This is a genomic window from Lysobacter solisilvae (genome assembly GCF_016613535.2).
Classification (GTDB): domain Bacteria; phylum Pseudomonadota; class Gammaproteobacteria; order Xanthomonadales; family Xanthomonadaceae; genus Agrilutibacter; species Agrilutibacter solisilvae.
In genome coordinates this window covers 2,497,785-2,521,574 of the sequence record NZ_CP071518.1, presented here as the reverse complement: position 1 = coordinate 2,521,574, position 23,790 = coordinate 2,497,785, and the positions used below count along the sequence as shown (strand labels likewise).

At 68.6% G+C, this 23,790-nt stretch carries 20 protein-coding genes, 3 tRNA genes and 2 pseudogenes; 8 read left to right on the top strand and 17 right to left on the bottom strand.

The genetic code is table 11. The features are described 5' to 3' along the window. Positions 1-44: 44 nt before the first annotated feature. The 4 genes and pseudogenes from mutL to I8J32_RS11180 form a co-directional block, all read right to left on the bottom strand. Positions 45-1,875 (bottom strand): annotated as a pseudogene (gene mutL, locus I8J32_RS11195) (DNA mismatch repair endonuclease MutL). Positions 1,876-1,949: 74 nt separating this feature from the next. Then, the gene (locus tag I8J32_RS11190) at positions 1,950-3,638 is read right to left on the bottom strand and encodes an N-acetylmuramoyl-L-alanine amidase (RefSeq protein ID WP_245156311.1); all 1,689 of its coding nucleotides are present in this window, start codon (positions 3,636-3,638) and stop codon (positions 1,950-1,952) included. A gap of 118 nt (positions 3,639-3,756) precedes the next feature. Beyond that, positions 3,757-4,215 (bottom strand): tRNA (adenosine(37)-N6)-threonylcarbamoyltransferase complex ATPase subunit type 1 TsaE, encoded by a 459-nt coding sequence (gene tsaE / locus I8J32_RS11185; protein ID WP_200612111.1) that lies wholly within the window; start codon positions 4,213-4,215, stop codon positions 3,757-3,759. Continuing rightward, complete coding sequence (locus I8J32_RS11180; RefSeq protein WP_200612109.1) at positions 4,212-5,699, bottom strand: NAD(P)H-hydrate dehydratase; 1,488 nt, start codon at positions 5,697-5,699, stop codon at positions 4,212-4,214. The genes tsaE and I8J32_RS11180 overlap by 4 nt, the downstream gene beginning before the upstream one ends. A gap of 24 nt (positions 5,700-5,723) precedes the next feature. On the opposite strand from I8J32_RS11180, the gene queG reads away from it, so the two are divergent. Next, positions 5,724-6,800, top strand: a complete 1,077-nt coding sequence (queG, locus tag I8J32_RS11175) for a tRNA epoxyqueuosine(34) reductase QueG (protein ID WP_200612108.1) — start codon at positions 5,724-5,726, stop codon at positions 6,798-6,800. 9 nt (positions 6,801-6,809) lie between these two features. Here the strand turns inward: queG and pgi are convergent, their stop codons facing one another. The 6 genes from pgi to pcnB form a co-directional block, all read right to left on the bottom strand. Continuing rightward, positions 6,810-8,318 carry a glucose-6-phosphate isomerase gene (pgi, locus tag I8J32_RS11170; protein ID WP_200612107.1) on the bottom strand — a complete coding sequence of 503 codons (1,509 nt, stop codon included), beginning with the start codon at positions 8,316-8,318 and terminating at the stop codon, positions 6,810-6,812. A gap of 11 nt (positions 8,319-8,329) precedes the next feature. Continuing rightward, positions 8,330-8,713 carry an aspartate 1-decarboxylase gene (gene panD, locus I8J32_RS11165; RefSeq protein ID WP_200612106.1) on the bottom strand — a complete coding sequence of 128 codons (384 nt, stop codon included), beginning with the start codon at positions 8,711-8,713 and terminating at the stop codon, positions 8,330-8,332. A gap of 122 nt (positions 8,714-8,835) precedes the next feature. Next, positions 8,836-9,681, bottom strand: a complete 846-nt coding sequence (gene panC / locus I8J32_RS11160) for a pantoate--beta-alanine ligase (RefSeq protein WP_200612105.1) — start codon at positions 9,679-9,681, stop codon at positions 8,836-8,838. A gap of 49 nt (positions 9,682-9,730) precedes the next feature. Then, a complete protein-coding gene (panB, locus tag I8J32_RS11155; RefSeq protein WP_200612104.1) occupies positions 9,731-10,549 on the bottom strand; it encodes a 3-methyl-2-oxobutanoate hydroxymethyltransferase in 819 nt (272 codons plus the stop codon). A gap of 6 nt (positions 10,550-10,555) precedes the next feature. Next, positions 10,556-11,050: a 2-amino-4-hydroxy-6-hydroxymethyldihydropteridine diphosphokinase gene (gene folK, locus I8J32_RS11150; protein ID WP_200612103.1), complete on the bottom strand. Its 495-nt coding sequence runs from the start codon at positions 11,048-11,050 to the stop codon at positions 10,556-10,558. Continuing rightward, on the bottom strand, positions 11,047-12,375 hold the full coding sequence (pcnB, locus tag I8J32_RS11145) for a polynucleotide adenylyltransferase PcnB (protein ID WP_200612102.1): 1,329 nt from the start codon (positions 12,373-12,375) through the stop codon (positions 11,047-11,049). The genes folK and pcnB overlap by 4 nt, the downstream gene beginning before the upstream one ends. Positions 12,376-12,601: 226 nt before the next feature. Between pcnB and I8J32_RS11140 the strand changes: the two genes are divergently transcribed. Beyond that, positions 12,602-12,677, top strand: a tRNA-Glu gene (locus I8J32_RS11140). Between the two features lie 144 nt (positions 12,678-12,821). Continuing rightward, positions 12,822-13,145, top strand: a complete 324-nt coding sequence (fdxA, locus tag I8J32_RS11135; protein WP_200612099.1) for a ferredoxin FdxA — start codon at positions 12,822-12,824, stop codon at positions 13,143-13,145. A gap of 97 nt (positions 13,146-13,242) precedes the next feature. Here fdxA and I8J32_RS11130 read toward each other — a convergent pair whose 3' ends face one another. Both I8J32_RS11130 and dapA read right to left on the bottom strand, forming a co-directional pair. After that, a complete protein-coding gene (locus I8J32_RS11130) occupies positions 13,243-13,752 on the bottom strand; it encodes a hypothetical protein (RefSeq protein WP_200612096.1) in 510 nt (169 codons plus the stop codon). A 24-nt stretch (positions 13,753-13,776) separates the two neighbouring features. Then, on the bottom strand, positions 13,777-14,682 hold the full coding sequence (dapA, locus tag I8J32_RS11125) for a 4-hydroxy-tetrahydrodipicolinate synthase (protein WP_200612093.1): 906 nt from the start codon (positions 14,680-14,682) through the stop codon (positions 13,777-13,779). A gap of 221 nt (positions 14,683-14,903) precedes the next feature. On the opposite strand from dapA, the gene I8J32_RS11120 reads away from it, so the two are divergent. The 5 genes and pseudogenes from I8J32_RS11120 to I8J32_RS11100 all read left to right on the top strand — a co-directional run bounded on the left by I8J32_RS11120 (position 14,904) and on the right by I8J32_RS11100 (position 19,330). After that, complete coding sequence (locus tag I8J32_RS11120; RefSeq protein WP_200612091.1) at positions 14,904-15,464, top strand: glycine cleavage system protein R; 561 nt, start codon at positions 14,904-14,906, stop codon at positions 15,462-15,464. 48 nt (positions 15,465-15,512) lie between these two features. Continuing rightward, positions 15,513-15,984 (top strand): annotated as a pseudogene (locus I8J32_RS11115) (peroxiredoxin). Between the two features lie 97 nt (positions 15,985-16,081). Beyond that, entirely contained in the window at positions 16,082-17,479 is a 1,398-nt protein-coding gene (locus I8J32_RS11110; RefSeq protein ID WP_200612087.1) for a PhoH family protein, read from the top strand. 178 nt (positions 17,480-17,657) lie between these two features. After that, positions 17,658-18,467 carry a bifunctional hydroxymethylpyrimidine kinase/phosphomethylpyrimidine kinase gene (gene thiD, locus I8J32_RS11105; RefSeq protein WP_200612085.1) on the top strand — a complete coding sequence of 270 codons (810 nt, stop codon included), beginning with the start codon at positions 17,658-17,660 and terminating at the stop codon, positions 18,465-18,467. 77 nt (positions 18,468-18,544) lie between these two features. Beyond that, complete coding sequence (locus I8J32_RS11100; protein WP_245156511.1) at positions 18,545-19,330, top strand: alpha/beta hydrolase family protein; 786 nt, start codon at positions 18,545-18,547, stop codon at positions 19,328-19,330. 422 nt (positions 19,331-19,752) lie between these two features. Here the strand turns inward: I8J32_RS11100 and I8J32_RS11095 are convergent. From I8J32_RS11095 to I8J32_RS11075, 5 genes are all read right to left on the bottom strand, one after another. Next, positions 19,753-19,829 (bottom strand) — tRNA-Arg (locus I8J32_RS11095). Positions 19,830-19,898: 69 nt separating this feature from the next. After that, positions 19,899-19,991 (bottom strand) — tRNA-Ser (locus I8J32_RS11090). 58 nt (positions 19,992-20,049) lie between these two features. Continuing rightward, on the bottom strand, positions 20,050-20,253 hold the full coding sequence (csrA, locus tag I8J32_RS11085; protein ID WP_200612083.1) for a carbon storage regulator CsrA: 204 nt from the start codon (positions 20,251-20,253) through the stop codon (positions 20,050-20,052). A gap of 150 nt (positions 20,254-20,403) precedes the next feature. Next, positions 20,404-23,067: an alanine--tRNA ligase gene (alaS, locus tag I8J32_RS11080; protein ID WP_200612082.1), complete on the bottom strand. Its 2,664-nt coding sequence runs from the start codon at positions 23,065-23,067 to the stop codon at positions 20,404-20,406. 143 nt (positions 23,068-23,210) lie between these two features. Then, entirely contained in the window at positions 23,211-23,702 is a 492-nt protein-coding gene (locus I8J32_RS11075) for a regulatory protein RecX (protein ID WP_200613106.1), read from the bottom strand. Between the last annotated feature and the right edge of the window lie 88 nt (positions 23,703-23,790).

The window sequence follows — 23,790 nt, the reverse complement described above, 5'->3', positions numbered from 1 at the left end:
CAGCTTCGCGGCCTGGGACGCGCAACGCAGGGCAACGCTCATCTTCAACGTCCTCGCAGGAACCAGCGATCGATCTCGGGCAGGCTGAACCGCGCCCACGTGGGGACGGCCATGATTGCACTGCCCCGAGCGCTCGGTCACTTCCATTTCCCGCAGCAGGGCGTTCATTTCGGGCAAAGTGAGACGTCGGTTCGCTCTGACGGCCCCGTGGCAGGCCATCGTCGCCAGCAGTTCGTCGCGCGCGGCCATTACCCGGTTGGCGCCGGCGCCCTGGGTATCCGCGTGTTCGCGCAGGTCGGCCAGCACGTCGCGCAGCAGGGCCTCGACGTCGCCGTGGGCCAACAGGGCCGGCACGCTGCGCAGCGTGAGCGACTGCGGACCGCTGCGGGTGATCTCGAAACCGAGTGACTCCAGCGTGTCGGCTTCGCGTTCGGCCGCGTCGGCCTCGCGTTCGGACACCGCGACGTTCATCGGCACCAGCAGCGGCTGCGTGCGCAGGCCTTCGCCGTCGTGCGCGCACTTGAGCTTCTCTCGTAACCGATGCGCTCGTGCGCGGCGTGCATGTCGATGACCACCAGGCCTTCGGCGCTCTCGGCCAGGATGTAGACGCCGTGCAGCTGCGCGATGGCGTACCCGAGCGGGGGCAGCGTCGCTTCCTGGCTGTCGGGCAGGCGCGCGGGCGCGAAGGCATCCTGGCCTGGCTGCGCCGCCGCGGCGGCCGCGTATGGGGACGGCATGGCAGGCTCGCCGTACAGCGCGGCGTAGCCGGCGCGGGTCTGTTCGACCTGCAGTCCCAGCGGCGATTGCGGCGCGTTCCAGCGGTAATCGCTACCTGCCGGCATCGGCGGATGGGGCTGGTCCGCGCCCGGGCTCAAGCCGGCGCGCGTGTCCGCCAGCGCTTCATGCAGGGTGCGGTAGACGAAGTCGTGGATCAGCCGGGCATCGCGGAAGCGCACCTCGTGCTTGGCCGGATGCACGTTGACGTCGACGCGGCGCGGGTCCAGCTCCAGGGAACAGGACGTATGCCGGCTGGCGGCCATGGAACAGCACGTCCGCATACGCCTGCTTCACCGCGTGGGCGACGCTGCGATCGCGGATCGCCCGCCCATTGACGTACAGGAACTGCTGGTCGGCGCTGGCCCGGTTGTACACCGGCCGCGCGATCCACCCATGCAATCGCAGCGACGCGGCGGCGTGGTCCACCCGCAGGGCGTTCTGCGCGAATTCCTCGCCCAGCGCCTCGTTGAGCCGCACCTGCGAGAGCAGGTCGCCCTCGCCCTTCCAGCGGCGGGAGGGCTTGCCGTTGTGGGTGACGCGCAGTTCGACTTCCGGGCGGGCCAGCGCCAGCTGGCGGAGCCAGTCCTCGATGTGGCCCAGTTCGGTGCGCTCGGCCTTGAGGAACTTGCGCCGCGCGGGCACGTTGAAGAACAGGTCGCGCACTTCCACCGTGGTGCCGCGCGGGTGCGGCTTGGGCACCAGTTCGCCCTGGCGGCCGCCCTCGATCTCCAGGCTCGCGCCGTGGGCGGCGTCGGCGTGGCGCGAGGTCAGCGCGAAGCGGCTCACCGAGGCAATGGACGGCAACGCTTCGCCGCGGAAACCCAGGGTGGCGACGCCTTCCAGGTCGTCGAGCGAAGCGATCTTGCTCGTGGCGTGCCGGGAGACGGCCAGGGACAGTTGCTCGGGGGCGATGCCGCGGCCATCGTCGCGGATCCGGATCAGGCGGACGCCGCCTTCCTCCAGGTCGATGTCCACGCGCAGGGCGCCGGCGTCGAGGGCGTTTTCGACCAGTTCCTTGACCACGGACGCAGGTCGTTCGACGACTTCGCCGGCAGCGATCTGGTTGATGAGGGTGTCGGGAAGCTGGCGGATCGTCACCGCCGGAATGATACCGGCACCGGTCACGATCGGTCAGGACTCACGCGCGTCGCGCGTGGCCGGACCCGTGCAGTTCAGGGTCGGCCGGCGCCCGCGCCCGGGCGGGGCGAGGAATCGGCCGTCGCGCGGGCGGCGTACAGCGTTCCCGGCGGCGGCTGCCGCAGGAAGTAGGTGTTGACGCCTTCCAGTACCGCGCGCGCGATCTGCCGCTGCGAGGCCGGATCGGTCAGGCGGCGTTCCTCGTCCGGATTGGAGATGAATGCCGTCTCCACCAGCATCGCCGGCATGTCGGAGGTGCGCAGCACGGCGAAGTTGGCGCGCTCCACGTGCGGCTTGTGGTTGCGGCCGAGCTGCCCCAGTCCGCTGAGCACGCTCGAGGCGGCGTCCTCGGAAGCCTTCATCTGCCCGCTCTGGGTCAGGTCCAGCAGGACCGAGGTCAGCGTGCTGCTGGGTTCCAGGCGCACGCCGCCGACCAGGTCGGAGGCGTTTTCCTTGTCGGCCAGCCAGCGCGCGCGTTGCGACGACGCGCCCTTGAGCGACAGGACGTAGACGGACGACCCGTTCGCGCTGCGGTTTTCCGCGGCGTCGGCATGGATGGACACAAACATGTCCGCCCTCGCCTGGCGCGCCAGCTGAGCGCGTCGGTTGAGCGGGATGAACATGTCGGTATCGCGGGTCAGGTAGGCCTTCAGGCCGGGCGTCGCGTTGATCTGGCGCGCCAGTTCGCGGGCGATGGCCAGGGTGACGTCCTTCTCGCGCTTGCCCGACTGGCCGATCGCGCCCGGATCCTGCCCGCCATGCCCGGGGTCGATGGCAATCACCAGCGGCCGCATGGTCCGGTTGCGCATCGGATCGTCGAGCGGCCGGGTCGGTGCGTTGGCGACGGTGGTGGGCGCGGTCATCGAGGCCGCCGTCGAGGATCCCGCCGTTGAGGATCCCGCCGTCGAGGATCCCGCCGTCGAGGATCCGGCCCTCGCGGGTGTCGGGATGGACGAGCCGACGCCCGCCGGGGCGACGGAAGCGGCCCGCGCCGGCGGCACGTAGACCGTCGAGCGGTCAGGCGCCGCGGAAATCGAGCCGGCCGCGACGGGCACCGTGCGGACCGACGGCGGCACCGTGGCGCGCGGGTCGGTGGTGGTCGCCGGGGTGCCGGACGCAGAGGTAGGCGTTGCCGTTCCCCGCTGGGCCAACTGGGAGATCAGGCGCGAGGTCGCTTCGGCCGACGCGGCGGAGGTTTCGGCCTCCGAGCGCGCGATCTGCGCGGGGGACGGCAGGTACTTCGAGGGCGTCGCCGCGGCATCGACCGGCCGGGGCGCCGTGGTGGTGGTCGTGACTGCGGGGGCAGCGTTGGGTGAGGCGAATTCGCCGGGCCATTCCAGCACCAGGCGGGGGCCACCGGCGCCCTGCTCCAGCCGCGGACCGATGGCGGCGACAGGCTGGCTCAGGTCGAAGACGAGGCGGGCGATGCCGGCTTCCGGCTGTCCGCTGCGGATGGCGCGGACCACCCCGGTGCCGGCCGGCATCGCGACATTGCGCGCCATGCGGCTGCCCGTGAAATCCAGGACGAGACGCTCGGGGTTGGACAGGCGGATGACCTTGAAGGCTCCGGGCTGGTCGAGGGCGATTTCCGCACGGGTGCCGGTGGCGCCCGCGGTGATCTGCAACCCCTTGATTTCACTGGCCTGGGCCAGATTCCACGCCAGCGCCGACAACAGGGCCAGGCCCATCATCAGCTTCTGAACGGTGGCCCCCTGGATGCGCATGACGCAAGTCAAGCACTGCCGTGGCAGTTCGTCAAGCACTTTTTCCTTTGGAATCCGGCACCTGCCGCGACTTCCTCGTTCCAAGGTCAGGAGTCTGCCGCAAGTCGGGCATTTGTCCTCAGGCGATCGCCGCCATCGCCTCCAGCCAGGCCCGGCCGCGATCCGAATGGGCCTCCAGGTCGGCCTGGCGACCCTCGCCCTCGATGCGCAGGTGGACTGTCACGTCGGTGGGCGGCAGCGCGCCGCGCCCGCGTTCGGGCCACTCGACCAGCCAGAGGGTGGCCTCGTCACCGTCGAGCCCGAGGAACTCCAGTTCGGCGGCATCGCCGATGCGATACAGGTCGAGGTGCCAGGCCTCGCCGCCGTCGGCGAGGCGATAGCGCTCGACCAGGGTGTACGTCGGGCTGCGGATCGCACCTTCGACACCCAGGGCACGCAGCAGCGCGCGCGCCAGCGTGGATTTTCCGGCGCCTAGGTCGCCCTGCAGATGCACCACCGCGAACGCAGGCCGCGTGCGCGCCAGCGCGGCGCCGAGCGCATCGGTGGCATCAGCATCGGGCAGGTAGCACGAGGTCATCGAACAGGTTCCGGGTTGGCCAGCGCACGCAGGAATGGCATGAGATCGGTGGGCAGCAATCCGCGTTCGCCCGCGGCGGCAGCGGCGTCACCTGCGCACGCATGCAGCAGCGCGCCGGCGGACGCCGCATCGAACGCAGCCAGCCCCTGCGCGCGCAACGCGGCGATGACACCGGTAAGCACATCGCCCATGCCGCCCACGGCCATGCCGGGATTGCCCGCGGCGATCACGCGCGGCGTGCGCCCGGCTGCGGCGACGATCGTGCCTGCGCCCTTGAGCACCACCACGCAGCCGTATCGCGCGGCCAGTTCGCGCGCGGCCGCCAGGCGGTCGCGCTGCACCAGCTTGGCATCGGTATCCAGCAACCGTGCCGCCTCGCCAGGATGCGGCGTGATGATGGTGCCCGCGGGCAGTGCGCGGTGTTGCCGCGCGACGAGATTCAGGGCATCGGCGTCGAGCACCAGCGCCCTGCCCTGTGCGTGCTGCATCGCCGTGTCCAGCGCGTGTTCGCCCCAGGACTCCTGGCCAAGGCCCGGCCCCACCGCGATCACGTCCGCGCGTTCCAGCGAGGCCTCGAACTGCTCCCGGAACGTGGGCACGTGCGCCATCGCTTCGGGCAACCGCGCCAGCAATGCGGGCACATGCAACTCGCGCGTGGCGACGTCCACCAGCCCCGCACCGCTGCGCAAGGCCGCCTGTGCGCAGAGCATGATCGCGCCGCCGCTGCCGTGGTCGCCGCCGATGCACAGGACCCGTCCATGCGAGCCCTTGTGCGCGTTGCGCGCACGTGGCGGCAGCCAGGACGCGAGCGCGTCGGCCTGCAGCAGTTTCGCGCACGCATGCACCTCGTCCAGCCAGGCCGGTTCCAGCGCGAGCGTCGCCAGCGACAGGTCGCCGACGTAGTCCAGCGCGGCGCCCGTGCGCAGGCCGGCCTTGGGCGCGATGAATTCAATCGTGCGGCGCGCGTAAATGCAGCGGCCGGGCGCATTGCCGGTGTCGGCATCGAGGCCGCTCGGCACGTCCAGCGACAGGATCGGCGCGCCGTGTGCATTGAGCGCATCGATGAACGTCGCGCTTTCGCCCTCCGGCGCGCGAGACAGGCCGATCCCGAAGACGGCGTCGACCAGCAGATCGGCCACGGGCAGCGCGCCGTCGGTCCGCACCGAGCCGCCGGCTTCGCGGAAATCGCCTGCCGCCCGCGGTGCCAGTTCGCCGCGCGGGGCGTGGGCGGGGGCATGCACGACCGTCACTTCCCGGCCCGACTCCAGCGCATGGCGCGCCAGGACATAGCCGTCGCCGCCGTTGTTTCCCGGACCGCAGGCCACGACGATCCGATGCGCATCCGGCCATGCGCGCAGGAGGTCCCGCCAGGCGGCCTGGCCGGCACGGCGCATAAGTTCGAAGCCGTCGCCAAGCCGCTGGCTGGCGAGTGCCTCGATGGCACGAAGCGCGGCGACGTCGCGGAGTGCGGGGGTGGTCGGCATCGGGCGATTCTATACTTGGCCTGCATGAGGCCCGATCCCGACATCACGCCCGTACCGGACTACGCCGCGCTTGCGCTGCGTGTGCGCGAACTGGCGCGCGAGTTCGGCTTCCAGCGCTGCGGGATCACCGGCGTCGAGCTGGGCACCGATGAGGCACACCTGCGCGACTGGCTCGAGCAGGGGCTGTACGGCACGATGGACTGGATGGCCCGGCACGGCGACAAGCGCGCCCGGCCGCACGAGCTGGTGCCCGGCACGCTGCGGGTGATCTGCGTGGGGCTGGACTACGGCCGGGAAGTCGACGAGGCCTGGCACAACCTGGCCGATGGCGAACGCGCGTACGTGGCGCGCTACGCGCTGGGCCGCGACTACCACAAGCTCATGCGCCAGCGGTTGCAGCGGCTCGCCGACCGCATCGCGCTGGAGGTCGGGCCCTTCGGCCACCGCGTGTTCGTGGATTCGGCGCCGGTGCTGGAGCGCGCGCTGGCGCGCAATGCCGGCCTGGGCTGGATCGGCAAGCACACCTGCCTGATCGACAAGGACGGCGGTTCCTGGTTCTTCCTGGGCGAGATCTACGTCGACCTGCCCCTGCCGGTGGACGTGCCCGCCGGCGCGCACTGCGGCACCTGCACGCGCTGCATCGACATCTGCCCGACGCAGGCCATCGTGGCGCCCAACCGCCTCGACGCGCGGCGGTGCATTTCCTACCTCACCATCGAGCACGAAGGATCGATCGACGAGGCGCTGCGTCCGCTGATCGGCAACCGCATCTTCGGCTGCGACGACTGCCAGCTCGTGTGCCCCTGGAACAAGTTCGCCAAGCGCAGCGACGAGCCTGATTTCCGCGTGCGCAACGACTTGGACCGCGCGACGCTGGCCCAGCTGTTCGCCTGGACGGAGGAGGAATTCCTGCAGCGCAGCGAGGGCAGCGCGATCCGCCGCAGCGGCTACGAGCGGTGGCTGCGCAACATCGCCGTGGCGCTGGGCAATGCGCCAGGTTCCCCGGAAGTGGTGGCGGCGCTGCGCAGCCGTCGCGACAGCGACAATCCCGTGGTCCGCGAACACGTGGAATGGGCCCTGGCGCGGCACGGCCAGGGCTGAGCCGTTCTCTCAGTCCTCTCGGCGCAGCTGGTCGAGCAGCGCCTGCGTCACCGCGTCATCGACCGCGGCTCCCTCCCGGATCGCCGGCAGCAGGGCGTCGGCGACCTGCTTGCCCAGTTCGACTCCGAACTGGTCGAAAGGATTGATGCCCCACCATGCGGCCTGCAGGTAGACGCTGTGCTCGTACATCGCCAGCAGCGCACCCAGCGCGTACGGCGTCAGTGCATCGAGCAGGATCGTCGTGCTCGGACGCCCGCCTTCATAGCGGCGGTGCGGGTCGGCGTCGCCCTGCCCCGTCGCCAGGGCCTGGGCCTGGGCGAGCAGGTTGGACAACAGCGCCTCGTGGTTGGCGCGGTGGCCGTGGTCGGGGCGGACCACGCCGATGAACTCGATCGGCACCTGCTGCGTGCCCTGGTGCAGCGCCTGGAAGAAGCTGTGCTGCGAATCGGTGCCGGCACCGCCCCACCAGACCGGCACGGTCGGATAGCCGACCCGCTGGCCGTCGAGCGTCACCGACTTGCCCAGGCTTTCCATCACCAGCTGCTGGAGGTAGCTGGGCAGCAGCCTGAGGCGCTCGTCGTAGGCGATGACCGCCTGGGTCGCGTGCTGGCAGGCATTGGCGTTCCAGACCGCGGTGAGCGCATGCCAGGCGGCCAGGTTGGCCCGTACCGGCGTGTCGAGCACGTGCGCGTCCATCGCCGCCGCGCCTTCGAGCAGCGCCTCGAAGGCCTCCATGCCTGTGGACAGGGCGATCGGAAGCCCCACTGCGGACCACAGCGAGTAGCGGCCACCCACCCAGTCCCACATCGGCAGGATCCGGCTGGACGGAATCGCGAAGGCGGCCGCGGCGCGATCGCCATTGGCGGTGACGGCGTAGAGCCGGGAATCGTCGCCCAGCCAGTCGCGCAGGATCGCGCCGTTGAGCAGGGTCTCCTGCGTGCCGAAACTCTTGGAGATCAGGATCGCGGCGGTGCGCGCCGGATCCAGCCCGGCCAGAACCCGGCGGGCGGCCGAGCCGTCGACATTGGACAGGAAATGGACGCGAAACCGGGACGCATCGCCGCCCAGCGCATCCACCGCCAGGCGCGGTCCCAGGTCGGAGCCGCCGATGCCCACGCTGACCACGTCGGACACCGGCGTTTGGGCCAGCGCGCGGATCATGGCGCCCATGCGCCGGCGCGCGTCCACCGCCTGGGTGTACCCGTCACGGCTCGCGGCGGACTGCGAGAGGTTGCTGCGCAGGGCGGTATGGAGGGCGGGCCGGCCCTCGGTCGGGTTGACCTGCGCGCCGTCGAAGAGGGCGCGGATCCGCCCGGCCCCGTCGAGCGCATCGAGCTGGGCGAACAGTTCGTCCAGCGCGGCGGTGTCGTAGGACTGGCGGGCGAAGTTCGCGTAGACCGGGCCAACCCGCAGCGCGAGCGCCTGGGCGCGCGCCGCGTCGGCGGAGGCGGATACACCCTCGCCCGCCAGCCGGCGGGCGTGGGCCTGGAGTCGTTCGAACCGCGTAGTCGCCTCCATGCGCGGCCGGGTCAGGCGGCGGCCTGGGCCGGCATCGAGTGGTTCGTGTGGGTCAGGTGGTTGTGGCGATCCACGTACACCAGCGTCGGCTTGTACTTGGCCGCCTCGGCCTCGTCGCAGACGCCGTAGGCGCAGATGATCACCAGGTCGCCGGGCTGGGCGCAGTGCGCGGCAGCACCGTTGACCGAGATCACGCCGCTGCCTTCCTCGCCGCGGATGGCGTAGGTGACGAACCGGGCGCCGTTGTTGACGTTGTAGATGTGGATCTGCTCGTACTCGCGGATACCCGAGATGTCGAGCAGGCGACCGTCGATGGCGCAGGAGCCTTCGTAGTGCAGCTCGGCGTGGGTCACGCTCGCGCGGTGGATCTTGGCCTTGAGGACGTTGAGTTGCATCAGGGTCTCCGGCAGCCGGGCTGGCAGCGAGAAAGGGCAAAGTCTAGCAGCCGATGGCGCGGTGCAACATGGAGCGGGACGTCCCGCGGGCACTCGTTCAGCCAGTCCCCGGGGCGGCGAAATCAGAGCTCGAATTCAAGGTTGTCGATCAGGCGGGTGCGCCCGAGCCGGGCCGCGACCAGGGCCACGCGGGGACCGCCCGGGCCGGCGGGCGCATTCAGTTCCGGCGTCCTGACCACGGCGTAGTCGACCTCGAATCCGGCCGCCGACAGGCGCCGCACGGCCTCGGCCTCGACATCGGCCTCGCGCGTGCCGCCGGACAGGGCCTCCCGCATCGCCTGCAGCGTCCGGTGGATCTCCGCCGCCACCGGCCGCTCCTCCGCCGTCAGGTACTGGTTGCGCGAGCTCATCGCCAGGCCATCGGCTTCGCGCAGCGTTTCGGCCGCGACGATCCGCACCGGGAAGGACAGCTCCCGCACCAGGTAACGGATGACGGCCAACTGCTGGAAATCCTTGCGGCCGAACACGGCCACGTCGGGCTCGACCTGATGGAACAGGCGCGACACCACCGTGGCCACGCCATCGAAATGACCGGGGCGGTGCGCACCTTCCAGCACGGCGGTCACGCCCGGCACGGCGATCCGCACCGCGCCGTCGACGCCGAAGGGATACATGGTCTCCACGGTCGGCGCCCACATCAGGTCGCAGCCCGCCACGGCCAGTCCCTGCGCATCGGCGTCGGGGGTGCGCGGGTAGCGGCCGAAATCCTCGTGCGGGCCGAACTGGGTGGGATTGACGAAGACGCTGGCGACGACCCGGTCCGCCTCGCGGCGCGCGATCCGGACCAGCGAATGATGGCCGGCGTGCAGGTTGCCCATCGTGGGCACGAAGGCCACGCGCAGGCCGTCGCGCTTCCACTGGTGCACCCGCGCGCGCAGCGTGGGCAGTTCGGAGACGATGTCGATCATCGCGGCAATCCGGTGCGTGTGGCGCCGGAAGCATGCCGGCGCGGAAGGTTCAGTCGTAGGAGTGCTGCGCGTCGGGAAAGCTGCCGTCGCGCACGTCCTTCGCGAAGCTGCGCACGGCGCCCTCGATCGAGCCGCCCTGGGCCAGGAAATCCTTCACGAACTTCGGCCGGCGATGTCCGCTGTTCACGCCGAGCAGGTCGTGCAGCACCAGCACCTGTCCATCGCAATGCGGGCCGGCGCCGATGCCGATCGTGGGAATCTCCAGGTCGGCGGTGACGGCCTGGGCCAGGCTGCTGGGCACGCATTCCAGCACGAGCAGGTCCGCGCCGGCGGCGGCGACGGCACGCGCATCCTGCCGCAGCTTTTCCGCGGCGGCGTCGTCGCGCCCCTGCACCTTGTATCCGCCCAGACGCAGCACCGACTGCGGCGTCAGGCCCAGGTGTGCGCAGACCGGGATCTCGCGCTCCACCAGGAAACGGATGACCTCCAGCTTGTGGCCGGCACCTTCGAGTTTGACCATCGCCGCGCCCGCCTGGAGCAGCGTGGTGGCCGCGTCCAGCGCGCGTTCGGGGGTGGCGTCGGACTGGAACGGCAGGTCGGCGATCAGCAGCGCCCGCGACAGGCCGCGGGCGACGCAGGTCACGTGGTAGGCGGTCGCCTCGACGGTGACCGGCAGCGTGCTGCCATGCCCCTGCACGACCATGCCCAGCGAATCTCCCACCAGGATCAGGTCCGTGCCGGCGGTATCGAGCGTGCGCGCGAAGCTGGCGTCGTAGGCGGTGAGCATCACCAGCCGGCGGCCGTCGCGCTTGGCCTGCGCGAGCATCGGCACCGTCCAGGGCTTTTCTGCGGGAGTCGACGTGTACATGCGTCCTTAGCCTACGAGCTTGAGCTGCGAGGTGTCGATCGATGCGAGGGCGGCACGGGCCGGCCCGATGCCCGGGATCATCGCATCGGGCGCGATCTCGACCAGCGGCGCCAGCGCGAAACTGCGTTCATGCAGGTGCGGGTGCGGCACGTGCAGGCCCGGCTCATCAATGGACTGATTGCCGAACAGGAGCAGGTCCAGGTCCAGCGTGCGAGGACCCCAGCGATCGCCGGTATCGCGGTCGCGTCCGGCCGCGTGCTCGATGTCGAGCATCGCGTCCAGCAGTTCACGCGCGGTCAGCGCCGTATCGAGCATCGCCACCGCGTTGATGAAGTCCGGCTGGTCGGTCCGGCCCCAGGCCGGAGTCCGGTAAAGCCTGGAAGTCCGCAGCAGGCGCGTGTGCGGCATCGCATCCAGGTGCTGGAAGGCGTGCCGCAGCGTGGCCACGGCGTCACCGAGGTTGGCCCCCAGCCCCACCAGCGCGACGGTATGCGTATTCACTCGCCGGCTGCGGCCGAGCCGCTCCGACGGCGGCGACGGCGGCGGCGCGGGGCCTCGCCTGATTCGTCGTGCGCGGAATGGCCGTCGAGCTGTGCGGCCAGCACGTCGCCCGGCTGCTGCTGGGCTTCACGCCAGAACTCGACGTCGTCGGCGTGCTCGTTGGAAGCGGCCAGGCGCACGCTGAGGAAATCGAACGCGGCCCGGAAGCGCGGGTGCGAGAGCAGGCGGAACACGCGCTTGCGCTGCCGCAGGGAGAAGCGCGACTGGAGCAGCCAGATTTCCTGCATCGGCAGTGAGAACCGGCGTGGCAGCGCCACCGTGTTCAACTGGTGCACGGTGACGCGATCGGCGGCGCGGCGCTCGGCTTCGGTGACATGCATGCCGCCGTGCTGGAGCTGCGCCAGGGATCGGCAATACGCCGGCCACAACAGCACGGCGAACAGGAAGGCCGGTGACACGGGCTCGTCGCGCTCGACGCGCGCATCGGTACCGCTCAGACCGGCGACCAGCATGCGGCGCAGGGCGCCGCTGCGGTTGGAGGCGAGCGCCGCCGCCGTTTCGGGAAAGAGCGCCGCAAGCAGGCCGTGGCGTTCCAGGCCCTCGAAGCTGGCGACCGCGTGCCCGGTCAGGAACATCTTCAGGCATTCCTCGAACAGCCGCGCGGGTGCCGCCTCGGACAGCAGGTGGGCCAGCCGCGGGATGGGTTCGGCGGTGGCCGACTCGATCTGGAAATCCAGCTTCGCCGCCAGGCGCACGGCGCGCAGCATGCGCACCGGGTCTTCGCGGTAGCGCGTTTCCGGGTCGCCGATCAGCCGCATCAGCCGGTCGCGGACGTCCTCGAAGCCGCCGACGTAGTCGCGCACCGAGAAATCCTCGATCGCGTAGTACAGCGCGTTGGCCGTGAAGTCGCGGCGTACCGCATCGTCCTCGACCGAGCCGAAGACGTTGTCGCGCAGCACCCGCCCGCCTTCGTGGGTTTCGCGATCACCGCTGCCATCGTCGGCGTTGGCGCGGAACGTGGCGACCTCGATGATCTCGCGGCCGAACACCACATGGGCCAGCCGGAAGCGGCGACCGATCAGGCGGCAGTTCCGGAACAGCTGCTTGACCTGCTCCGGCGTGGCGTCGGTGGCCACGTCGAAGTCCTTGGGATGCCCCCCGACCAGCAGGTCACGGACAGCACCGCCCACCAGGAACGCGCCGAAACCGGCGTCGCGGAGCCTGTAGAGGACGCGCAGGGCATTGGGACTGATGTCCTTGCGGGAGACGTTGTGCTCCTCGCGGGGGATCAGCCGGAGTATGGGATTGGCTTGGATAGCGGGCATCGGGCGAGTTCGCCACGGTCCTTGTCGATTCGGTTGAGACGCCATTGCCGGAGGCGATGGCGCTGCTTATACTAGCAGGCCGCGTTCAGGTCGCTACCTGGGCGCCGGGCACCCGGATCATGGTGGCCTTCGGCTACCAGGCCCCGGATGACCGGAAGGATCGGCTTTCGCAGGCGATGCTTCGACAGTACCGACGAAGCAGACCGCCATGGAGGCGACGTTTTCTGCTCCCTTCGTCTAGAGGCCCAGGACGTGGCCCTCTCAAGGCTAAAACACGGGTTCGAATCCCGTAGGGAGCGCCATAAGCGGGGCCTGATTTTGAGATAGGGCCCCAGACACGAAACCCGGCCCGCGCCGGGTTTTTTGTTGCTCCCTCCACCGCGGCCCCATCCCCGATGCCGCGTCGAGTGGCTACACTTGACCCCGCCTGACACACGGACCCCGCCATGCCCTTCGTCGTCACCGAGAACTGCATCAAGTGCAAGTACACCGACTGCGTGGAGGTGTGCCCGGTCGACTGCTTTCACGAAGGTCCCAATTTCCTGGTGATCGACCCGGACGAATGCATCGACTGCACCTTGTGCGAGCCCGAGTGCCCGGTGAACGCGATCTACCCCGAGGACGACGTGCCGGCCGGGCAGGAAGCGTTTGTCGCGCTGAATGCCGAACTGTCCAGGAGCTGGCCCGTGCTCACCACCCGCAAGGACGCCCTGCCCGATGCGAAGGAATGGGAAGGCAAGCCGGGCAAGCGCGACCTGCTCGAGCGCTGAGGCACGCGCGAAACGAAAAAAGGGCGCCATCGGCGCCCTTTTTCATGCCCGCGGATGCCAGGGTATCGCCCTGGCCCCGCGCTCTTGGCCGGCCAGCTTATTGGCCCGACAGCGCCGTCTTCAGCGCGCCGATCAGCTTCGTCGGGCCCTCGCCCGTCACGGCGGTGCCGCGCGGGTCCACGGCCGACACGTAGGCGCCGCCTTCCACTGCACTGACGCGCACCAGGAAGTTGCTGCCCATGTAGCTGACGTCGTAGGCCCCCAGCAACTGGGCGCGGCTGGCAATCGTCAGGCCTTCGACCTGCGCCAGCGCATCGCCGACCCGGTTGAAGGCCTCGTCCCGACTACCGGTGACCTGGAAGCCCAGTGCCGGCGTCGGCGCGGTGGTCGGCGAACCCGAAGCCGTCACCGCGGCTCCCGGCACCTGCACAGCGGCGTCGGTGCGCGGCAGGTCGAGATCGGGCGGCACTTCCAGCGGACGGCTCTGCGCGTCCCCGGCATACAGCTTGTTCGGCTTGTGGAACCAGCTGCAGCCCGATACCGCACTCACGGCGACCACGATCAGAACGATGCCCGCAGTGCGGCGCAGGGAAACATTGGAACGCATGGAATTCCTCCAGAGATTCGTGACTTAGGCCGCGAGCAGTTCCCGGCTCGCGGTCTCGAGTTCGCGGATGGCCGAGGCCATCGAATGCGCGAGGTCGGCATGTCCCGCCGACAGGGGTAACAGCGGCAGCCGAAGCCCATGGCCGATTCCCTGCAGCGACAACAGCGCCTTGATGGGGATCGGATTGGATTCGACGCCGAGGAAAGTGAAAACCGCCTGCAGGCGCGCATCCCAGGCCGTCGCGGCATCGGCATCGCCGGCGCGCGACAGGTCGCACAGGTAGCGCATGGCGGCGGGCAGCACGTTGGACGCGACACCTATCACACCGTCGGCGCCGGCCAGCAGCGCGCGACATGCAGTCGGATCGTCGCCGCTGATCACGGCGAAGTCGTCGGCCTTGAGCGCCAGCAACGCGGCCATGCGTTCGGGCTCGCTGCAGGCTTCCTTGATGGCGACGATGCGCGGGTGGCCGCAGAGTTCGGCCACGGTCTCCGGCAGCAGGTCGCTGCCGGTGCGGCCGGGCACGTTGTAGAGCACGATCGGGAGCGCGCCATCGTCGGCGATCGCGCGATAGTGAGCGACCAGGCCCGCCTGGGTGGGGCGCACGTAAGGCGGCGTGACGATCAGCGCGGCGTCCGCGCCCAGCACGGCGGCGCGCCGGGTCTGCTCGACCGTCTTGGCGGTGTTCGACAGGCCGGTTCCGGCGAGGACGGGAATCCGGCCGGCGATGAACTCGACGGCCGTGCGCAGCAGCAGGTCGAACTCGGCGTCCAGCAATGCGGCCGCCTCGCCGGTCGATCCGGCGACCACCACGGCCTGGGTGCCGCCATCGAGCTGCTGCGCAAGCAGCCGCTGCCAGGCATCCAGGTCGAGTTCGCCCGCCGCATTGAAGGGGGTGGCCAGCGCGGTGATGCTGCCGGAAAGTCGCAAGGTCGTAAGGCTCTGGGAAGTGGAACTGGACAGGTGCGTCGGAGGCGAATCCGTCGTCACGCCGCAGGGATTGTGCGGCCATCGGGCCGGTAACGCGAATATCCAGATGTTACTTGCGGCGTGAAACCGCGGGCAAGTATGCTGAACCCGGCGCCGTCCCTGCGACGGCACAGGTTCATGTTCACGGTTCCCAACCCGTTCTCCCATCCGCAGGCGCCGCCTTGACCGATATTTCCCCCCGGCCGTCGCCGAACGAAAACCACCTCCTGATCAACGCGTACACGACACATCCGGAATCCCCGCTGCTGTCGGTCACGCGTCGCATCACGGACAGTGGCTGCAACCTCGTGGACGCCCGTCTGTCGACGGTGGGACGTGATGTCTCCGTGACCGCCCTTGCCGTGGGTCCGTGGGATGCGGTGGCCAAGCTGGAATCGATGCTGAGCCGGCTCGAGCGCGAGGAAGGCCTCAAGCTCAACTGGTACCGCACGGGGCCCAAGCAGGTGCAGTCGAACCTGCTGCCGTATGTCGTCGAGGTCGTGGCGGCCGACAAGCCGGGCATCCTGTTCCAGCTGGCCGACTTCTTCGACCGCCAGGGCATCACCATCGAGAGCCTGCACTGCTCGCGCTACCGCGCGATGCAGACCGGCGCGGATATGTTCTCCGCCCAGGTCACCATCGGCGTCCCGGCCAGCATGCATATTGCTGCACTGCGCGATGACTTCCTGGAGTTCTGTGATCACCTTAACCTCGACGCGATCATGGACCCGATGAAGTTCTGATCGATGCGGCCATCGGGCGCCAGGACGGCGCCCCCAGACGAGACCCCGATGCTAGACGTTGGCGACAAGGTTCCCGACCTGCCCCTCACGCTCTCCAGCGGTTCCACGACGCGTCTTGCCGACCTGCGCGGGAAATGGCTGGTCCTGTACTTCTATCCCAAGGACAGCACGCCCGGCTGCACCACCGAGGGCCTGGACTTCAACGCGCTGCTGCCCAAGTTCCGCAAGCTCGATGCCACCGTGCTGGGCGTATCCCGCGATTCCCTGCGTTCACACCAGAACTTCTGCGCCAAGCAGGGCTTCAGGTTCGAGCTGGTCAGTGACACCGACGAAACACTTTGCAACGCCTTCGGCGTGATCAAGCCGAAAAAGCTCTACGGCCGGGACTACATCGGCGTGGAACGCAGCACTTTCCTGATCGATCCCGCAGGCGTCATCCGCGAGTCATGGCGGCCGGTGAAGGTGACCGGCCATGCCCAGGGCCGTCCTCGACGCGCTCAAGGCCGCCTCGACCCAGTGACCACCCCGTACTCCAGCCACTTCGCCACCCCGCCCTGCGGGACCGTGGTGGCCTGTCCGTGCCCGTCCGCTGCACCCTTCCGTCCCAGGAACACACGATGACCCGAAGCAAGCGCATCTATGTCCTCGACACCAACGTGCTGATGCACGATCCCACCGCGCTGTTCAAGTTCGAGGAGCACGATGTCTACCTGCCCATGCAGGTGATCGAGGAGCTGGACAACGGCAAGAAAGGCAACACGGAAGCCAGCCGCAACGCACGCCAGGTCAGCCGGTTCCTCAACGAGCTGATCGAGAACCAGGGCACGCGTGCCATCAACGAAGGCATCGCGCTCAACCGCCCCCAGGGCATCCAGCTGCGCGGCGCGCAGAGCATCGGCCGCCTGCGTTTCCAGACCGGCGACTTCGATTCCGGCAAGCGGTTCGGCGCGGTCATCCCGGACAACCACATCCTGGGCTCGATCCTCGCGCTGAAGGAGGCCGAGCCCGGCGTGCCGGTGGTGTTCGTGTCCAAGGACATCAACCTGCGCATCAAGGCCTCGATCGCCGGCATAGAGTCGGAGGACTACGAGAACGACCGTGCGCTGGACGATTTCAGCCTGCTCTATACCGGCTCGACCGCCCTGCCCGAGAACTTCTGGCAGCGCTACGGCAAGGACCTGCGTTCATGGACCGAGAAGGGCCGCACCTTCTACGAGATCCGGCGCAACGAGGAAGACGAGTGGTACCCCAACCAGTTCCTGTACCTGCCGGGCGACGAAGAGGCCGAGATGAAGGTCGCGCGGCTGGACGACGACCGGGTGATCCTGCAGATCGTCGACGACTACCGCCACAACCAACACGCGGTATGGGGCATCACCGCGCGCAACCGTGAGCAGAACTTCGCCCTCAATGCGCTGATGGATCCCGAGATCGACTTCGTCACCCTGCTGGGTACCGCAGGCACCGGCAAGACGCTGCTCGCCCTGGCGGCCGGCCTGGCGCAGACGATGGACCAGCAGCGCTACCGCGAGATCATCATGACGCGCGCCACGGTCAGCGTGGGCGAGGACATCGGTTTCCTTCCCGGCACCGAAGAGGAAAAGATGACGCCGTGGATGGGCGCGCTGACCGACAACCTGGAAGTGCTCACGCACAATCCGGAAGGCGGCAGCTGGGGACGCGCGGCCACCAACGACCTGCTCGCCTCGCGCATCAAGATCCGCTCGCTGAACTTCATGCGCGGCCGCACGTTCCTCAGTCGCTGGCTGATCCTGGACGAGGCGCAGAACCTCACGCCCAAGCAGATGAAGACGCTGGTCACGCGTGCCGGTCCGGGCACCAAGATCGTCTGCCTGGGCAACGTCGAGCAGATCGATACGCCCTATCTCACCGAGACGACGTCGGGCCTGACCTACGCCGTGGACCGTTTCAAGGGATGGAACCACAGCGCGCACATCACGCTGCGCCGTGGCGAGCGTTCGCGGTTGGCGGACTTCGCATCCGAGGTGCTGTAGCCGCCATGGTGGTCCATGGGCATCGCGTCGGGGCGGGCGTGCACGCGCCCGTCCCCGCTGCAGCCGGAGGGGGCGGATATCGCGGCATGGAGCCCTCCGGCGCAGGGCAGCAGCGCATCACGCACGGTGCAGCTCCGCGTGGCAAGGGGTCCGGCAGCCCGCCGCAGTCGGTGGCCGCATGAACACGCCCCGCCCGCGGTGCGCCCTGACGATCGCCGGTTCGGATTCCGGCGGCGGCGCCGGCATCCAGGCCGACCTGAAGACCTTCGCCGCGCACGGCGTCCACGGCCTTTCCGCGATCGCCGCGCTGACCGCGCAGCACACGCGCGGAGTGACCGCGATCGAAGTGCCGTCGCTGCCTTTCCTGCGCGCGCAGATCGACGCGTGTTTCGATGACTTCGACATAGGCGCGGTGAAACTGGGGATGCTGGCCACGGCCGACGTGATCCACGCCGTGGCCGATGCGCTCGAGCAGCACCGGCCCGCGGTGATCGTCGTCGACCCGGTGATGGTGGCGACTTCGGGCGCGAAGCTCCTGCAATCGGATGCATTGATCGCACTGCGTACGCGCCTGCTCCCGCTGGCAACGGTGGTCACGCCCAACCTTCCCGAAGCGGAGATCCTCCTGGAACGCCCGCTGCGCACGCTGGATGAAATGCGCCGGGCCGGCTCCGACGCGGTCGCGTCACACGGACAAGCCTGGCTGCTCAAGGGCGGACACGCGCTGGACCAGGCGGCCATGGTGACCGACGTCCTGTTTCTTCGCGACGCCACCCATGAGTTCCAACACCCGCGCCTGGACCTGCAGGCGCATGGCACGGGCTGCACGCTCGCGTCCGCGGTGGCCGCCAACCTGTGCCGGGGCCTTCGTCTGCCCGAAGCCTGCCAGGCCGCAACCGACTACGTACACGCGGCACTGCGCCAGGGTTACCGAGCCGGCCGCAGCGAACTCGTGCTGCTCGACCATTTCGGCGCCGCCCCGCGATGAGCGCGCAAGCTTCCACCGCTGCTGAAACAGGCGTGGAGAGCCTCGAGGTGACTGCTGCCGACGGACACCGTTGGCAGATGCCCGCGGTGATCCCTGCGCAGCCGCGCGCCCGACTGCTGTGGCTGCCCGCCATGGGGGTTGCTGCCCGGCACTACGTGCCGTTTGCGCAGGCGCTGTGCGCGCGGGGTATCGCGGTGTTCATCCACGACTGGCGCGGCAACGGCAGCAGCAGCCTGCGCCCGTCGCGAGCAGTCGACTGGGGATATCGCGAACTGCTCGAGCTTGACCTGCCTGCGGCCGCGGCAGCGATGGCCGCGCGCCTGGAGATGGACGCATCCATCCTCGGTGGCCACAGCCTGGGCGGTCAGCTGGGCGCGTGCTTCCTCGGCCAGAATCCAGGCCAGGCACGGCGGTTCTGGCTGGTGGCCAGTGGTGCCCCGTACTGGCGGGCATTCCCGCCGCGTACCCGCTGGTGGCTGCCGCTGGTGTACCGCTTTCTGCCGTGGCTGGCGGCGCGGATCGGTTATCTGCCGGGACGCCGCATCGGCTTCGGCGGCAATGAATCGCGCAGCCTCATCCGCGACTGGGCACGAACGGCGCTGAGTGGGCGCTACGCCGCTGCCGGCATGCCAGCCGACCTTGAAGCCGGAATGGCGCGACTGCTTGTCCAGGCCAGGGGCGTCGTGCTCGATCGCGACTGGCTTGCACCGACATCGTCGCTGCGCTTCCTGCTGTCAAAACTCCCGCACGCGCAAAGCCACATCCGCGTCCTGGATGGCCGTGCGCTTGGCGCACTGGCGGACCACTTCACCTGGATGAAGCATCCCGGGCCCGTCGTTTCAGCGCTGCTGGCTGACGACTGACGCTTCGGCCGGCGCGGGCGTCCTGGAACTGCCCGGAGCGGTGCGTCATCCCGTTCGCGTACGCCGCGGACTGCTTCCGCGATTCCAACAACCGAACTGCCGCCGCCACCTTCGGCGACGTCGTTCGCAGGGAATTCGGACTGGTTCCCCTGGCCATGTGCGTTGGCCGATGCGCGCGAATGGAATCGGATGGAGTGCAGGCGCGTGCGCGAGCATCGGCGAGATTGCCGTGCGGGTGTGTCGAGGGTCATTGCGAACATGCGCGAGCGCTCGGGAGCTGACTCATGCCGCGTGGCATCTCCAGCATCATCCGACTTCGCCTTGCGCGATTGCCGGTGTGCCAGCGGCCTGGATGCGATACACCGCATTCCGCTCTGCAAAAAAAACAGGGGCCGACAAGTTGACTTGTCGGCCCCTGCAAGTGGTGCGCCCGGAGAGATTCGAACTCCCGACCACCAAGTTCGTAGCCTGGTGCTCTATCCAGCTGAGCTACGGGCGCAAAAGCTAGAAGCGAAATTATGCATTTGTGAATCCGTCTCGTCAAACAATTTTGAGACGTTTTGGAAACTGGCGGAGACTGAGGGATTCGAACCCTCGATGGAGCTTTTGACCCCATACTCCCTTAGCAGGGGAGCCCCTTCGGCCACTCGGGCAAGTCTCCGCGGCAAACTCAGCGGGCGCAGAGCATAACGGCTCCGACCCTCATACGGCAATAACTTTCAGCCGGCATCTTCCTTTCGGTCGTGCTCGGGGGCACCTTCGCCGCGCTGGATGCGCTGATAGATCTCCTCGCGATGGACTGCGACGTCCTTGGGTGCGGTGATGCCGATACGCACCTGGTTGCCCTTGACGCCGAGCACGGTGACAGTCACCGAGTCACCGATCATCAGGGTCTCACCGACGCGACGCGTCAGGATAAGCATGTGAATCTCCTCTTACCGGCCTCGATCGCCGGACTGGGCACTCCGTCCTTCTGGAACGCCCTACTTCCAAATACAAACGCCGCACATATTACGGAGCCCGCCTGGGCCCGAACAGCTTGGCGTCCCCTGTCTACATACAACATTCAGCCATCATGCCAGCTTCTGCGTGACCCAGTCCGTGACGCCGGCCAGTGCCCGGACCAGCTCCGGACCATCGTCGCCGCCGCCCTGGGCAAGGTCCGGTCGACCGCCGCCCTTGCCATTGATCTGGCCCGCCACGTGGGACAGTAGCTCGCCCGCCTTGACCTTGCCAGACAACCCGTCGCTGACTCCGGCCACCAGGGCCGCCTTGCCAGCGTTGGCACCGGCCAGCACAACAACGGCCGACCCCAACTGATGCTTTAGCCTGTCGACCGCCTCGCGCAGCGCCTTGGCGTCGAAACCCTCCAGTCGCGAGGCCACTACCTTGACACCACGGACCTCGACGGCCGAGCCGGCCAAGTCAGCCGTGGCGCCCGAGGCAGCCTTGGCCTTGATCGAATCCAGCTCGCGCTCCAGCTTTTTCTGGCGGTCCAGCAGGCTGCGTACCTTGTCGGCGAGGTCCGATGCATTGCCGCCAAGCAGCGCGGCCGCTTCGTCCAGGCGTCGCTCGCCCTCGGCGACGTGGTCCAGCGCCCCCTGGCCGGTGACGGCCTCGATCCGGCGGACACCGGCGGAGACACCGCCTTCGGCGATGATCTTGAACAGGCCAATGTCACCAGTCCGGGTCACGTGCGTGCCGCCGCACAGCTCGGTCGACGCTTCGCCCATCCGGAGCACGCGGACGTGTTCGCCGTACTTCTCGCCGAACAGCGCCATCGCGCCAAAATCCAGCGCTTCCTGCATGCCCATGTGGTGGACCTCGGCGGCGTGGTTGTCGCGGATCTGCGCATTGACCTGGCGCTCGACGCGGGCAAGTTCGTCGACGGTCAGCGGCTGGAAATGGGAGAAATCGAAGCGCAGCCGATCGGGGGCGACAAGGGAACCCTTCTGGGTCACGTGCGTGCCGAGGATGTCGCGAAGCGCGGCGTGGAGCAGGTGGGTCGCGCTGTGGTTGAGTACGGTGGCGGAACGGCGCTTGGCATCAACGGCGCCCAGCAGCCGATCGCCGCGGCGCAAGGTCCCGGCAGTCAGCTGGCCGACGTGGCCGTGGAACTGGCCAGCCAGCTTCACCGTGTCTCGAACCAGGAATCGGGTACCGGCTTCGTCCAGCTCGCCGGTATCACCCACCTGTCCGCCGCTCTCGGCGTAGAACGGCGTGCGATCGAGCATGATCACGGCCTCCTCGCCCGGCTGGAGGGTCTCCACCGGCTTGCCGTCCCTCAGTATCCCGACGACTTCCAGCCCGCCTTCGGTGAGCTTCTCGTACCCCAGGAATTCCGTCGGCTTGAGCTGGGCGACCAGTTCCGCCGGCAGCGTCGTGGCGCCGCCGAACTTGCCCGCCGCGCGTGCGCGCTCGCGCTGCTGTTCCATCAGCCGTTCGTAGTCGGCCATGGCCCCGGCCGGAAGCTCGTTGCCCTTCTCGCGCAGGATGTCGGCGATCAGGTCGGGCGGGCATCCGTAGGTGTCGTGCAACTGGAACAGCTGCTCGCCGTCAATCGTGCCGCCAGACTGTGCAAGGTAGGTTTCGAGCCTTTGCATGCCTGCATCCAGCGTCTGCGCGAATGCGGCTTCTTCGCCCTTGAGCGCGCGCTCCACGAGCTCGCGCTTCTGCACCAGTTCGGGGTAGGCGTCGCCCATCACTTCGGCGAGGGGCTCGACCATGCGCCAGAAGGCGCCCTGCGGATCCAGCGCGCCCAGCTTCCAGAAGTGGCGCACGGCACGACGGACGATGCGGCGCAGCACATACCCGCGCCCCTCATTGCTGGGCAACACGCCGTCGACGATAAGGAATGCGCACGCACGGATATGGTCGGCGATGACCCGCAACGACTTGTGCTCGACATCCTGGGTCCCGGTGATGCGGGCTGCGGACTTGATCAGGTGCTGGAAAAGGTCGATTTCATAGTTGCTGTGCACGTGCTGCAGCACGGCCGCAAGACGCTCGAGCCCCATGCCCGTATCGACGCAGGGTGCAGGCAGCGGCAGCAAGGTGCCGTCGGCCTGGCGATCGAACTGCATGAAGACGTTGTTCCAGATCTCGATGAAACGATCGCCATCTTCGTCAGGCGAACCGGGCGGACCACCCGCGATATGGGCACCGTGATCGTAGAAGATCTCGGTGCACGGACCGCAGGGGCCGGTATCGGCCATCTGCCAGAAATTGTCCGATGCGAACGGCGCGCCCTTGTTGTCGCCGATCCGGATGATCCGCTCCGCTGGCAAGCCGACCACCTTGTTCCAGATTTCGAAGGCCTCGTCGTCGGTGTGGTACACGGTCGCCAGCAGACGCTCCTTGGGCAGCTGCCAGGTGTCGGTCAGCAGCTCCCAGGCCCAGACAATCGCATCGCGCTTGAAGTAGTCGCCGAAGCTGAAGTTGCCCAGCATTTCAAAGAACGTGTGATGCCGCGCGGTGTAGCCCACCTGGTCGAGGTCATTGTGCTTGCCACCCGCGCGGACACAGCGCTGGGAGGACACCGCACGCACGTAGCTGCGCTTCTCGGCACCCAGGAAGACATCCTTGAACTGGACCATGCCCGCGTTAGTGAACAGCAGGGTCGGGTCGTTGCCCGGCACCAGCGGGCTGGAAGGCACCACGGCGTGGCCCTTCGAGCGGAAGAATTCGAGGAAATCGCGTCGGATTTCGGTCGTGGAAAGTTGACGGGGCGTATTCATGCCTGGCGCAAAGTCGAAGGGCTGGGCCGGGCTGCTCGCCGGCCGTTCCACCAGACATGGCGGCGACGGGCCCAGCGGACAACCCAATGCGGAAAGCCTTCTAGCCTATCAGGCACGCGGCGCAAGCGCCGCCGGTTGGCGCCTCAATCCTCGTCGGCGGGCCGGAGGGCAGCCAGCACGGCCGTCCGGTCGAAGCCCCGCCGGACCAGCAAATCGACAGCCTTGCGCCGTCGGGCGAGGTCAAAATTGGCGACTGGGCCGAAGCGCCGACGGACGAGGTCGGAGGCGATCTCGGCCCAGTCGCCAGAAAAACTGTCCAGGGCCCGGGCGACGGCGTCCCGGTCCAGCCCGTGGGTAGCCAGCTCGGCCCGAAGCCGGACCGGGCCGTAGCCCGAGGAGGCCCGCGCCCGGACCAGACTCTCGGCGAACCGGGTATCGTCCTGCCAGCCGTCATTGGCCAAACGGGCTACTGTGGATTCCACCTCGGCCGCTTCCATGCCGCGCGAGGTGAGCTTTTGCACCAGTTCCTTCCTTGAATGTTCCCTGCGCGTCAGCAGCCCCAGGGCGCGCTCCGTGACGGTGGCTACCCTGCGCCGGGACTTGCCCGGCGCCCCAGGTGCCAGAAGCGGCGACATCTCGTCCGCCGCCGGGTCTGGCCGGCGGGCCCCGGGCGATTCATGGCCGTCCGGGACTTCGAGATCCGAATCACGCATCGACCTGGGT